This is a genomic window from Bartonella sp. AU16XJBT, assembly GCF_028618665.1.
Classification (GTDB): Bacteria; Pseudomonadota; Alphaproteobacteria; order Rhizobiales; family Rhizobiaceae; genus Bartonella.
The window spans coordinates 72,360-85,820 of record NZ_JAQITF010000006.1 but is presented as its reverse complement, the minus strand read 5'-3'; the positions used below and the strand labels follow the sequence as shown (position 1 = coordinate 85,820).

The 13,461-nt window shown below is 37.3% G+C and carries 13 protein-coding genes and 1 tRNA gene; 8 read left to right on the top strand and 6 right to left on the bottom strand.

The genetic code is table 11. The features are described from left to right. Positions 1-24: 24 nt before the first annotated feature. From PVV66_RS05090 to PVV66_RS05080, 3 genes are all read right to left on the bottom strand, one after another. A tRNA-Pro gene (locus PVV66_RS05090) sits at positions 25-101 on the bottom strand. 727 nt (positions 102-828) lie between these two features. Beyond that, complete coding sequence (hdaA, locus tag PVV66_RS05085) at positions 829-1,518, bottom strand: DnaA regulatory inactivator HdaA (RefSeq protein ID WP_273718032.1); 690 nt, start codon at positions 1,516-1,518, stop codon at positions 829-831. Then, on the bottom strand, positions 1,515-2,726 hold the full coding sequence (locus PVV66_RS05080) for an AI-2E family transporter (RefSeq protein ID WP_273718030.1): 1,212 nt from the start codon (positions 2,724-2,726) through the stop codon (positions 1,515-1,517). The genes hdaA and PVV66_RS05080 overlap by 4 nt, the downstream gene beginning before the upstream one ends. 159 nt (positions 2,727-2,885) lie before the next feature. Here PVV66_RS05080 and purM point away from each other — a divergent pair, with 159 nt between their 5' ends. Continuing rightward, a complete protein-coding gene (purM, locus tag PVV66_RS05075) occupies positions 2,886-3,995 on the top strand; it encodes a phosphoribosylformylglycinamidine cyclo-ligase (protein WP_273718028.1) in 1,110 nt (369 codons plus the stop codon). Next, positions 3,992-4,603: a phosphoribosylglycinamide formyltransferase gene (gene purN, locus PVV66_RS05070; RefSeq protein WP_273718026.1), complete on the top strand. Its 612-nt coding sequence runs from the start codon at positions 3,992-3,994 to the stop codon at positions 4,601-4,603. Before purM ends, purN begins: the two co-directional genes overlap by 4 nt. Positions 4,604-4,879: 276 nt before the next feature. Here the strand turns inward: purN and PVV66_RS05065 are convergent, their stop codons facing one another. Then, positions 4,880-7,423, bottom strand: coding sequence for a response regulator (locus tag PVV66_RS05065; RefSeq protein WP_273718025.1), 2,544 nt, complete (start codon positions 7,421-7,423; stop codon positions 4,880-4,882). A gap of 215 nt (positions 7,424-7,638) precedes the next feature. On the opposite strand from PVV66_RS05065, the gene PVV66_RS05060 reads away from it, so the two are divergent. Then, positions 7,639-8,115: a flagellar biosynthetic protein FliO gene (locus PVV66_RS05060; RefSeq protein ID WP_273718023.1), complete on the top strand. Its 477-nt coding sequence runs from the start codon at positions 7,639-7,641 to the stop codon at positions 8,113-8,115. A 51-nt stretch (positions 8,116-8,166) separates the two neighbouring features. Here PVV66_RS05060 and dksA read toward each other — a convergent pair whose 3' ends face one another. Continuing rightward, positions 8,167-8,583 (bottom strand): RNA polymerase-binding protein DksA, encoded by a 417-nt coding sequence (gene dksA, locus PVV66_RS05055; protein ID WP_175868254.1) that lies wholly within the window; start codon positions 8,581-8,583, stop codon positions 8,167-8,169. Positions 8,584-8,896: 313 nt separating this feature from the next. Next, entirely contained in the window at positions 8,897-9,430 is a 534-nt protein-coding gene (locus PVV66_RS05050; protein ID WP_273718018.1) for a flavin reductase, read from the bottom strand. Positions 9,431-9,574: 144 nt separating this feature from the next. On the opposite strand from PVV66_RS05050, the gene rpe reads away from it, so the two are divergent. From rpe to purS, 5 genes are all read left to right on the top strand, one after another. Beyond that, entirely contained in the window at positions 9,575-10,261 is a 687-nt protein-coding gene (rpe, locus tag PVV66_RS05045; RefSeq protein ID WP_273718016.1) for a ribulose-phosphate 3-epimerase, read from the top strand. Then, the gene (gene purB, locus PVV66_RS05040; RefSeq protein WP_273718109.1) at positions 10,261-11,574 is read left to right on the top strand and encodes an adenylosuccinate lyase; all 1,314 of its coding nucleotides are present in this window, start codon (positions 10,261-10,263) and stop codon (positions 11,572-11,574) included. The genes rpe and purB overlap by 1 nt, the downstream gene beginning before the upstream one ends. Positions 11,575-11,632: 58 nt before the next feature. After that, positions 11,633-12,181 (top strand): alpha/beta hydrolase, encoded by a 549-nt coding sequence (locus tag PVV66_RS05035; protein WP_273718015.1) that lies wholly within the window; start codon positions 11,633-11,635, stop codon positions 12,179-12,181. A 173-nt stretch (positions 12,182-12,354) separates the two neighbouring features. Beyond that, positions 12,355-13,119, top strand: a complete 765-nt coding sequence (gene purC / locus PVV66_RS05030; protein ID WP_273718013.1) for a phosphoribosylaminoimidazolesuccinocarboxamide synthase — start codon at positions 12,355-12,357, stop codon at positions 13,117-13,119. A 96-nt stretch (positions 13,120-13,215) separates the two neighbouring features. Then, positions 13,216-13,455 carry a phosphoribosylformylglycinamidine synthase subunit PurS gene (gene purS / locus PVV66_RS05025; protein ID WP_012231894.1) on the top strand — a complete coding sequence of 80 codons (240 nt, stop codon included), beginning with the start codon at positions 13,216-13,218 and terminating at the stop codon, positions 13,453-13,455. The last annotated feature ends 6 nt before the right edge of the window (positions 13,456-13,461 follow it).

Sequence of the window (13,461 nt, the reverse complement as noted above, 5' to 3'; positions counted from 1 at the left end):
CATTCTTATACACCTTATCAAATATGGTCGGAGCGATAGGATTCGAACCTACGACCCCCTGATCCCAAATCAGGTGCGCTACCAGGCTGCGCTACGCTCCGCCATTTAACATTTATTTGATGCACATTTCCTAAAATTTTCACAACAGAAGTGCAAGAGAAAAACACACTTTTTTTCAATTTTGTTGCATTTCTTTACAAAAAAGAATGTTTTTAAATTTTTTTCCTCCTCAATAACATATTTATTAACGAAAATAGAAAATAACATTCGTACAAAAATCTAATCGATATAAAAAATAATGAACCTCTTTATAAGGATTCCATAATTTTATCCTGCTTTAAGTAAACTCCCACTGTATCAGAACGCATTTTACAGGTAGAGTTTTAGAAAAAACGACTTATATGCTAGAAGAACTTTCCCAAAAGGAATATAATATCTCTACTGTACTCATATAAAATCCCGCTGTATTAAGTTTCTTTCCCCTCTTTTTCCATTCTCCCAAGGACGAAAAAACTCTCGTTTCTCCTATAATCCAAGTCCATAAACGACAAACATTTTTTCAAACCATAAAAATTTTATTATAAATAAAGTGAAGAGCTCTTTTTAGAAACATTTTCAAATACAAAAATATATAGCTTATACAAGTGATGAAAAGAATATTCATTCAATAAAATTAAAGCCATTTAAACGAAACGCATAAAAAAGTAAAAAATAATTTTTTTCATTCTTAATAGATATCAAAACAGCAGAAAATTTAAATGACTTGCCTTTCCTCATATTAAAAAAACAATAAAAGGGAAGAACAAGTAAAGCCATGATAAGGAGTATTTACGTTTTTTTTCTATTCAAAACTTCGGCAATAACAGCACGCGTTATTTTTCTTTTTCTTTGTAATGCCAACTGATCAACAGAATCAATAATATGCTTCAATGAAAATAAAGAACGTTCACAACGGCTGATAAGATAATAAACTGTATCTGGATGCACAATAAGCTGCCTATCGGAAAAAAGCTTAAAGGCAACAGCTGTTAACAATGCATCATCAGGCTGATTAATTTCAACGAACATCACCGAATTAAGACGACTTTTTAGATCATTTAACTTTAGATTCCAAGCAGAAGGGAGTGTCCGTGCCGTCATCAATAAAGTAGCTTGTCGTGCATCAACATTTGCTTGCTTAACACTGTTAATTAAATGAAAAAGTTCTGTCTCACTAATTTCACCTGCATCAATATCCTCTATTAAAAATGATCTGCCTAAAGAAGCCATAGCAACAGCTTGATCAATTTTATTGTGCTGTATCCTGAATGCATTTGCTTTTTGGAGCCATATACTCGAAAAGTGCGTTTTTCCAGATCCTTCTTTTCCAACCAAAACTGCAATAGGTAAGCTCCAATTGGGCCAGTGATCAATAAGCTGAAAAGCCATACGATTGCTATCCGTCACGACTAAATCATCAAATTGAAAAACTGGCTCATAAGGGAAATTTAAAGATAATTGCGTTTCTCGCCCATTCATTTTAGCGGCTCCGAATTTCCACTTCGCGAATACATCTGAGAACTAAGATAAGTATGAAGGGCAAAACGAACTAAAACGCCCACAGCCGCCGCAGCAGGAACAGCAACAAGCATACCAGTAAAACCAAAGAGTGAAGAAAAAGCAAAAAGCGAAAACATCAACCACACGGGATGTAATCCCACTGATGAACCAACAAGTTTTGGTTGAAGAATATACCCCTCAATAAATTGACCAATTAAAAAAAGAGCCATCACAATGATGATTCCCCCCCAATTATTGGGATAAAACTGGACCCATGCAATACCAACAGAAAGGACCAAGCCACTCATTGTTCCAATATAAGGAATAAAGCTAATAAGGCCAATAAACATACCAACCAAAAGACCAAAATTGAGTCCTGCAATCGTTAAACCAATAGCATAATAGCCTCCCAATATAAGACAAACGGTCCCTTGTCCACGAACAAAGCCTGCTATAGCTCTATCCATTTCATGAAAAATACTACGAACAGTTTCAAGATGATCACGCGGTATTAACGAATCAATTGCTCTCACCATACGTGGCCAATCTAATAACATATAAAATGTCACCACAGGCGCCACAACAAATAGGCTAACGATATTAACGATAGACTTTCCCGATTTCAAAAGTGAATTCAAAAGAGATGTAATAAAATCAGAACCTTCTCCCAAAAGCCCTTTAATATTACTCCGTAATTCATTTGGATCACTTCCAAAATAGTCCCTTATCCAATCAAAATCATGCTCAACGAAAAAAGTTTGAATACGATTAATATAAACAGGTAAGCCATCACTCACAAATTGCTGTATTTGCGAACTAATAATAGGAATCAGAATAACTAAAGCAGCAACAAAGATAATAACAATAAATAAGGTAATAAGGACAGTACCAAAAACACGACGAATACCAAACTTTTCAAGGAGTTGAACAATGGGATTAAGAAAATAAGCCAACACAATCCCTGCCACAAAAGGAAGCAAGATTGATCCAAAAACAAACATAAAAAGAATAAAAAAAATCAGCGTCCCCAGCCAAAAAAAGATTTGTCTTTTCATATTATTCGGCAACGGTAATTGTGTATATGCTGGCGTATAAGTCTTATAACGGTCACGGGATGTATTCTCATTCACTTTCTTTTTCATAAGTTGCCAAGAAGATTGTCCCTGATTATCTGATATCTTGCTCATAAAATATCCTAAAAAAAATTCTTCACAAAAATTATAAACATCTTCAAAATAAGGTACAAGTAAAGTTACTCATTTTCTTATCAATATATCTTGCAGAGAAAACTCTATCATGGCATTGCATAACGTCAAAACCTGATTTTCCATTAAAGGAAGGCTCCAATGAGCAATCAAAATCTTACAAATAATAAATCCAAGGCTGGGGATAAATCCAAAGCTAGTCTTACCTACGCAAAGTCCGGTGTAAACATCGATATGGGTAATGCTATGGTAGAAAAAATTAAACCCTTTATACGCGCGACAAAACGAGCCGGAGCAGATGCAGAAATTGGCGGTTTTGGAGGCCTTTTTGATTTAAAAGCAGCGGGCTTTACAGATCCTATCTTAGTCGCAGCTAATGATGGTGTGGGAACAAAACTAAAAATTGCCATTGAAGTAGGTCACCATAACACGGTAGGTATTGATCTGGTAGCGATGTGTGTCAACGATTTACTTGTACAAGGAGCGGAACCTCTCTTTTTTCTGGATTATTTTGCAACTGGAAAACTTGACCCTGAACAAGGTGCCGCAATCGTTTCTGGTATTGCAGAAGGTTGTAAACAAGCTGGTGCTGCTCTTATTGGGGGAGAAACTGCAGAAATGCCAGGAATGTACGCAGAAGGAGATTATGATCTAGCAGGTTTTGCTGTAGGCGCATGTGAACGCAGCATGCTGCTTCCTTCAAAAGACCTGAAAGAAGGCGATATTATCTTAGGTCTAAGCGCCTCTGGAATTCATTCTAACGGCTTTTCGCTTGTTCGACGAATCATTGAGCAAAATCATCTAAAATGGAATGACCCTGCCCCTTTTGCTCCCCCAAATAGCCTTGGTACAGCGCTCCTGACACCAACACGCATTTATGTGAAATCGCTTCTTCCTATCATGCGAAAATATGAAGGAATTAAAGCTCTTGCACATATTACGGGTGGAGGTTTTCCGGAAAATATTCCACGTGTCATTCCCTCTTCTCTCTGTGCTGAAGTTAATCTTTCGACCATCAATGTTCCCTCCGTCTTTTCATGGATTGCCAAACAAGGTAAAATAGAAGAAACGGAAATGTTACGAACATTCAATTGTGGTATTGGTATGATCATTATCGTGGGGCAGTATGCAGCTAAAACAGTTACGCAAGCTCTTGAAAAAAATGGAGAGACTGTGACTCCCCTTGGCATTTTAACAAAACGCCAAGATCAAAATAAAGGGATACTTTATAAAGGGGAACTCCATTTATGAAAAAACAAATCGTCGTTTTCATTTCTGGTAATGGGTCCAATATGGTCGCCCTTGCTCAAGCAAGCAAACAAAAGGGATATCCTGCTGAAATCGTCGCAGTTATTTGCGATAATCCATGTGCAAACGGTATTGAAAAAGCACAAAATCATAACTTACCTGTTCATATTGTTGATCGCAAAATCTACAAAACGAAAGAAGAGCATGAAGAAGATATTTTTACAATTTTAGATCAATATAAACCGGATTTTCTTTGCTTTGCGGGGTATATGCGCCTTATCTCATCACGTTTTGTAAAACTTTATGAAGGACGAATTTTAAACATTCACCCTTCTCTTTTACCTTCATTTAAAGGTTTAAACACGCATGAAAGAGCTTTACAAGCAGGCGTAAAAATCTCAGGTTGTACTGTTCATCTTGTTACAGAAGATATGGATGCTGGAAAAATTCTTGCCCAAGCAGCCGTTCCAGTCTATTCTGATGATAGCACGGAGTACTTAGCACAAAGAGTTCTTAAAGCAGAGCATAAACTCTATCCTGAAGCCTTAAAAGCATTTATTGAAGGAAAGAGCAAAAGTGTCGATACGCAACAACAGCTCTTATCCTTTTAAGGATATCAGAAGTTTATAGTATTTTTCAATGCTTTACATACAGTTTATCTTCAGCACCTATCATTAAAAACCTCTAACGTTGACAGAATAAAATCCATTTCTTCATAAATTTTTGCATAGAATGTGCAATTTTTTTGAATTTTATTTAAATTTCCAAATTGTTCTTGTTTATTTAGTTTCTGGACATTCCTACGAGCTCTATTGATCAAAATGCTCTCGTATTTCCTTCTAAAAAATCTTAAAATACGCAATTTTTCTATTGCATTAATTTTTGCGTTATGACGAAAGTGTTTCTTTAACTATTTGAGCTAACTGTTTGAGTGTAAAAGGTTTAGATAAAAAACCAAAAACAGCATCTTGTGGAAGATTCTTAGCAAAAGCATCTTTTGCATATCCAGAGACGAAAAGAAATTTGATATCAGGATAGTTTTTACGGACTTCCTTCAATAAAGTAGGCCCATCCATTTCTGGCATCACCACATCGGAAACAATAATATCAACAGCTCCTTTTTTTTCTTCAAGAACAGAAAGGGCTTCCACCCCACTTGCGGCCTCTAAAACCGTATATCCTCTCATTTGAAGAGCTCTTACCCCCCCCATTCTGACCGCATCCTCATCTTCAACCAATAAAACAGTCGCAGATCCTGTTAGGTCTATATTTTTATCTTTCTCTTCATCTTTTTCAATCTTCTGAGAAATTTTTCCTTTTATATCGGGGATATAACGGGGCAGAAAAATATGAAATGTTGCTCCTTCTCCCTCTTTACTTTCACAATAAATATACCCACCACTCTGCTTAATAATTCCATAAACCATTGATAAACCAAGTCCTGTTCCTTTTCCAACTTCTTTGGTTGTAAAAAATGGCTCAAACATTTTTTCTTGTATAGCAGCAGATATCCCAGTCCCTGTATCTGAAATAGTCAATTGCACATATTCACCAATTGCTAACCCCAGATGATTAAATTCAACACTTTGTTGTTTTGTAATATTGTTTGTCGCAATCGTAATAATACCTCCATCGAACATAGCATCACGCGCATTAATAACCAAATTCATAATCACACGCTGAAAAGATGCCTGATCGACTTCAACGCTCCACAAATCTCTTCCATGAATAATTTTTAACTGAATACTATTCCCCAAAAGTGGTAAAACAAGATTACGAATATCGGATAAAAATTCTGTAAAATCAACCTCTTCAGGTCGAAGTGTTTGCTTTCTAGAAAAAGCGAGTAATTGCTGTACAAGAGCAGCTGCACGATTAGCATTATTTTTAATATTGATCAGATCAGCATGAGCAGGATCAGAGCTACGATGCGTATTTAAAAGAAGATCACAAGACATTAAAATTGCTGTTAAAACATTATTAAAATCATGAGCAATGCCGCCTGCCAATTGCCCAACAGCTTGCATCTTCTGACTTTGCATCATTTTATCTTCAAGTGTTTTTTGTTCTGTTGTTTCAATGACAGAGATAATAAGCAAGTCTTGTAGTGCACCACCATGATAGGGTGGTACAGACATAACATGAAGACGTAAATGGCGTTCTTCATTCTTTTCTAAAACAGTTTCCAGAGAAACAAAATAATTTTTATTGGTCGCAATTTTCTGAAAGGCACGCTCTAACGGCACACAATCACGACGAGAAATAATATCATAAAAATTGATCGTTTTATCCATACATTCGGAGAGTGATGAAAAAGCATTATTCATATGAACCAACTGCCCTTTCTGATCCACCACGGCTATTGCAAAAGGACTCGCATCAAAATATTCTTCTAATATACGAGGTAATTTTAATTGATTATTCTCTTCTTTTTGTATTTGTTGTGGAATGATCACAATACGATAAACGGCTTCCTCCTCTAAGAGAGAAGAAGCAGAGATAAAACAGTGAAATATTTTCTCACACGTGGTCTGTGAATTTAAACATAACGAAAACCTATAAGGGAAAGAGTAACCTGAGTTTTGATATCTGTTGGTTTGCAAGCAAATATCACTCCATGAGCTCTTAGCACCAACACTCTCAAATAATGGATCAAAATGATATTGACCGATCGAAAAATTTGCTAAATCAAGTGAGAACCATTCGGCAAAAACTGCATTAGCATAAAGAAGAGTCCCTTGTGCATTCACGGATAAAAAACCAACAGGCGCTTGATCCAAATGATTGATCGCCTCTTGAAGGTTAGAGAAAAAAACTTCTCGGGTTTGTTGTAAATGCGATATATCGCTAATACGCCAAAATAAAAGCTTTTTTTTCCGTTTTGTAATAGGTTGAACAGAGATATTATACCAAACAGATTTTTTTTGTGTAGAATCGATAAAAATTGGTTGCTCTACTCTTAACTCTTCTTGCGCTGAAAGATTATTACAGGCTGCAACTTTTAAGCGATAGGAAAGTGCACCAGCTCCTGGAAGATCAGCAATAACCCTATAACAAGACCATTCAGGCTTATAGGTCAGAATTTTTTGATAGTTTTGATTAGAATAATAAACAAAACCAGAAAGATCAGAGATTACAATTGCATCATCGCTCCCATTAAAGATGCTAAAATCAAAATCCTCATGCAACCACCATGGGTAGTATCTTAAAATTCCCATTCCACTTAAAACGAGTGTTGCAACACCGATAATCGCTAAAATCAAAAAAGATGCTACTACCACCTTTTGCAAATAACTTTGTGGATAAAAAAAATCTAAAACGCCCACAATGAAAAGGAAAACTAAGATAAAAACAACACCCAAAATCACAACTCTCCGACGAACAGAAGACGAAGACGCTGATCTTTCATTATTCTCAAAACCTTTATTCATCTCTCTCTGCCTTAGATTTAGCTGTTTCTTATACCAAGAAACTTCTTTTTATATTCATTGTTATAAAATATATACTATGATATCATCTTTCTAAGAAAGCTCACTTAATGTTAAAAAGGTTTATTTCTTGTCTTTAAGCGAATCTTTTAAGGGTATGTTTATAAATTTATTTCACTAAAAGACGATAGTTTCCATACCAAAATGGGAGAAAAACTATGTATATCTGGTTATCAGACCAAATAGGTGTATCTGCTGCAAACATAACGATAAGTTTTTTGTTTTTTATAATAACAATCGCAGCTATTACTATAATTATCTTGTTTTTACGCCGTTTCAATAAGGGAAGATTCAATACTAATAGAAAAAAAAGTCTATCACGATTAACACTATGTGAAGCAATTTCTATAGATCGAACACGCCGCCTTGTTTTAGTCCGTTGTGATAATAAAGAACATTTGCTCCTTATTGGCGGATTAACAGATATGGTTGTAGAATCCGATATTACCAGCACATCCAGAACACAAAAGAGCGAAATACACCCCCATCCCACTCCCCGCCTTACAGAAAGAAACGATACGCCAGATAAAATCTCCTCTTCTTTTATAAATCAAGTGGTAAAAGATTCAGCAATCACGGCCGAAATTGAAGGAAGACAAGAACCATCTTTGTTTATTCCCACCCCTCCAAAATAAAATATGTGATTTTATCACTACGAACTTCGTTTATTTATCGTTCTAATGACTTTAATCATCACGATAAACTTTTTCACGTCGTTCGTGACGTTCTTGTGCTTCCAACGACAAAACGGCAATCGGCCGCGCCTCAAGACGCTTTATACTAATAGGCTCACCAGTTTCTTCACAAAAACCATATGTCCCATTATCAATTCGCTCCAAGGCAGCATCTATTTTTGAAATAAGTTTCCTTTGACGATCACGAGCACGTAATTCGATTGTACGATCAGTTTCACAAGACGCCCTATCGGTCAAATCAGGTTGACCAACATTCTCTTCCTGCAAATTTTCCAAAGTCTCACGCGCTTCTTTTAAGATATCATTCTTCCAAGAAACCAATTTAGCACGAAAATACGCCTTTTGCCGTTCATTCATAAAAGGCTCATCTTCACTAGGGCGATATTGATCATCAATCTCTTCGCTCATGCAATAAAAAACCTCCACATCTGCTCTGTGGGGTCTATATATTGTGCAATACCCATCAACACAAGAGTAAAATGTTTTTTCACAACAATCTACAAATATGTTCAAATGCGCTGTTTGATCTTGATCGCTTTTTTGATCTCAAGTTGGACTCTTGATCAAAGATCATCCAAAAAGCATTTTTCTCATTTATTGAGAAACCTCAAAAAGAAGAAAATTCAAAGTTCAGAGCCATCTCCCTCCTCCTTCTTCAGTGTACTAAAATTTAAATGGAGTACCAATAAATCATTTCACCAATGCCCAAAAATAAAAATCTTTATAAAGGTAAAGTGTGATATCCACGATTCAAATACATCAAAGCATCTTTTTCTTGACTACAGTTGATTGCAACAACTTCTCCAATCAATACACAATGGGTTGCATGCTCGTGCCAACAAATCAAACGACAATCAAAAGATGCTAAAGCATCAGAAAGACTAGGCGCCCCCGTCTGCAAAACTCCCCATTGTGCAACATCAAAACGCTCATTTTGGGGAACATTGCAACGCCTTGAAAAGACGTCCGCTAATGGACGATGTTTTCCTGCCAAGCTATTAACACAAAAAATTCCATTTTCCATAAACACATGATTCTTCAGATTATGGCGCATGAGACAAACAAGAAGCGTTGGAGGATTATCTGATAAAGAACAACACGCCGAAACTGTCACCCCGCGCTTTCCCTTAATGCCATCTGTTGTCACAATATGCACGGCGCCTGCAAAATGGCTCATAGCATCTCGATATTCTTGCGAAGAAACGATAATATTATCTTGAAGTTCAGGCATCCAACATGTTTTATGATTCGACATATCTTTCACTTATCAAACTTTAAAATTTCAAGCGATCTTTCTATAAAAAGATCTATAATACGTATTTTTCTGCTTCGTCATAACACAAAAGATATTTGTGTATACACAGCGACATGATAAAAACAGCCAATCAAGGAGATTTTTATGCCCCATTCTCATCTCATTTCACCTTCACTCTTGGCTTCTGATTTTTCTAAACTTGGACAAGAAATATTAGATGTTGTTGATGCTGGTGCAGATTGGCTTCATCTTGATATCATGGATGGACACTTTGTTCCTAACATCACCTTTGGCCCTGAAATCGTCAAAGCTCTGCGCCCATTAACCAAAGCAACATTTGATGTCCACCTGATGATCAAACCTGTTGATCCTTATTTGGAAGCTTTCGCAAAAGCTGGCGCAGATATTATAACCATTCATGCTGAAGCAAGTCCCCATCTTCACCGTTCACTCCAAACAATCAAAGCAATGGGTAAAAAAGCAGGCATTGCACTCAATCCAAGCACCCCTGAACATGTCCTTGAATATTTGCTTGATCAATTAGATCTCATCCTCATTATGACGGTCAATCCCGGTTTTGGTGGACAAAATTTTATTCCAGAAATAAAAGATAAAATTAAGCGCGTTAAAAGCATGATCGCAAACCGCCCTATTGATCTTGAAGTTGATGGTGGAATCACCGTTGATACAATTGGAATAACTGCAAAAGCTGGTGCAAATGTATTTGTCGCAGGCTCTGCAATTTATAAAAATGGAAACAAAGAGCTTTACAAAACACGCATGAATGCATTGCGTCAAGCCGCAATCCTCGCACAACAAGGAAAAAAATGATGATCACACGTTATTCCCGCCCTGAAATGGTAACAATTTGGTCTCCCAAAACGAAATATCGTATTTGGTTTGAAATTGAAGCCCATGCCTGTGATGCCCTTGCTCAACTGGGGATTATTCCAAAAGAAGCCGCCAAAGTCATTTGGGAAAAAGGGGCAGCCGCTGAATTTGATGTCAATCGTATTGATGAAATTGAAGCCATTACCAAACATGATGTTATTGCATTTCTAACCCATCTTGCTGAATTCATTGGACCCGAAGCACGTTTTATCCACCAAGGCATGACATCATCTGATGTTCTCGATACAACGCTGAGCATTCAATTGATGCGTGCGAGTGATATTTTGCTCAAAGATATAGACCAACTTCTTGAAGCCTTAAAAAAACGTGCTTTTGAACATAAAGAAACCATCACGATTGGGCGGAGTCACGGCATTCATGCTGAACCAACAACATTCGGAGTCAAATTCGCTCTCGCATACGCCGAATTTTCTCGTTGTCGCAAACGTCTTCTTGCTGCACGTGAAGAAATTTCTACTTGCGCGATTTCAGGAGCGGTAGGAACTTTTGCCAATATCGATCCACGCGTTGAAGAACATGTCGCAAAAGCCTTGAGGATGCGTGCTGAACCCGTTTCCACCCAAGTTATACCACGAGATCGTCATGCTATGTTTTTTGCAACGCTTGGTGTTATTGCATCCTCTATTGAAAGGTTAGCGATAGAAATACGCCATTTACAGCGAACAGAAGTTCTCGAAGCAGAGGAATACTTCTCACCAGGGCAAAAAGGTTCATCGGCAATGCCTCATAAACGCAATCCAGTTTTAACAGAAAATTTAACAGGGTTAGCCCGTATGGTCCGTGCATTTGCACTCCCTGCCATGGAAAATGTAGCACTTTGGCATGAACGTGATATTTCTCACTCATCTGTCGAGCGTTATATCGGCCCTGATGCAACGATTACACTTGATTTTGCTCTTTCTCGCCTCACATCTGTCATTGAAAATCTCATTGTCTATCCGGAAAACATGCAAAAAAATCTCAATAAATTCCGAGGTCTTGTTCATTCACAACGGGTACTTTTAGCACTCACACAAGCAGGAATTAGTCGTGAAGATTCGTATCGGATTGTACAACGAAATGCGATGAAAGTTTGGGAACAAGGAAAAGATTTTTTAGAAGAACTGCTCAACGACAAAGATGTTAGCAAAGCTTTAAGCGAAGCAGAGATTCGAGAAAAATTTGATCTTTCTTACCACACCAAACATATCAATACGATTTTTAAACGTGTTTTTGAACAACAATCAACATAGAAAGCCCAAATCTATTCCATCTATGATCAAAAACCTATTGTAACAAAGAAAACAATTCATGAAAGCAAATCAACTCGATATTCTTATTGTTCCTGGCTACAAAGGATCTGGTCCTGATCATTGGCAAACACGTTGGGAAAAAAAACTGTCGACAGCCCACCGCATAGAACAAGCCCATTGGTCAAAACCTGTTTGCGAAGAGTGGGTTAATGAAGTTAAAACCGCCATCGCACAAGCTCAAAGGCCTGTTATGATTATTGCTCATTCATTAGGCGTTCCTACCGCACTTCATGCAACTGTACAAAATGCGGAAAAAGTTTGTGGCGCTTTCTTTGTTGCGCCTCCCGATGTCTCCAATGAGAAAATACGTCCCAAACATTTAATGACGTTTGGTCCCTATCATCGTCAAAAGTTGCCTTTCCCTTCTATTGTCATAGCCAGCCGTAATGATGAATTTTGTCAATTTTCAGTCGCAGAAAAAATTGCCAATGACTGGGGGTCACTCCTTGTTGATGCTGGGTATTCTGGCCATATTAACGCAGAATCTGGGCACGGACCTTGGCCTGAAGGGCTTATGGTCCTCTCTCACTTTCTTGCAAAAATTTGATCTCAAAGAGGTGATTCTTTTCTCATCGCCTCTCTCATCTCCACCTTTGGGTCGATGTATTATGACAAAAATTATAAAAGTATCATAGCAATATCATTGAGAATTTCTATCAATTAGGATAGTATCATTTACCAATGTTATTAAAAACCTCTCAAGATCAATAGAGAATCGTAATGAATCGTCGCCACCGTATTTATGAAGGCAAGGCCAAAATTTTATATGAAGGACCTGAACCAGGAACCTATATTCAATTTTTTAAAGATGATGCCACAGCCTTTAATGCAAAAAAACATGAAATTATCGACGGAAAAGGGGTCTTAAACAACCGAATTTCGGAACACATTTTTAGCCATCTTGGGCGTTTGGGTATCCCAACACATTTTATCAAACGCATAAATATGCGCGAACAGCTTATTAAAGCGGTGGAAATCATTCCATTGGAAGTTGTTGTTCGCAATGTTGCAGCAGGCTCTCTTGCTAAGCGTTTAGGACTAGAAGAAGGAACCCCACTCCCGCAATCCATCATTGAGTTCTATTATAAAAATGATTCTCTTGATGATCCCATGGTGACAGAAGAACATATCACTGCTTTTGGATGGGCTGTCCCTCAAGAGATAGAAGATATCATGCAGCTTTCAATTCGTATTAATGATTTTCTTTCTGGGCTTTTTGCCGGTGTCAACATCCAATTAATTGATTTTAAAATGGAATTTGGTCGCCTGTGGGAAGATGAAACAATGCGCATTGTTCTTGCTGATGAAATTTCACCTGATTCTGCACGATTATGGGATATGCAAACACGAGAAAAAATGGATAAAGATCGTTTTCGTCGTGATATGGGGGGGCTTATTAATGCCTATCAAGAGGTTGCCAAACGCCTTGGTATTATGAATGAAAATGAACCGGCTCGGCCAAGTGGTCCTGTCTTGGTAAAGTAAAAAACTTCGTCAAGGTAAAATAAGGTAAAATAATTACCATCTTCTATAAATACACCTCTTCAAAGGAGAGGTTCTTTTAACAACAGGAAGCCAAAAATGAAAGCACGCATTACAGTTACTTTAAGAGAAAGCGTCCTTGATCCACAAGGAGAAGCTATTGTCGGTGCTTTAAAAAGTTTAGCTTTCGAAGGTATTCACTCCATTCGTCAAGGAAAAGTTTTTGATATTGTTCTTGATGATCAACCTTCTGAAACCGCCAAGAAAAAACTTGAGCAGATGTGTGAAGAGTTACTCGCAAATACTGTCATTGAAAATTATACTATCGAACTTCTTTAAGTGGAA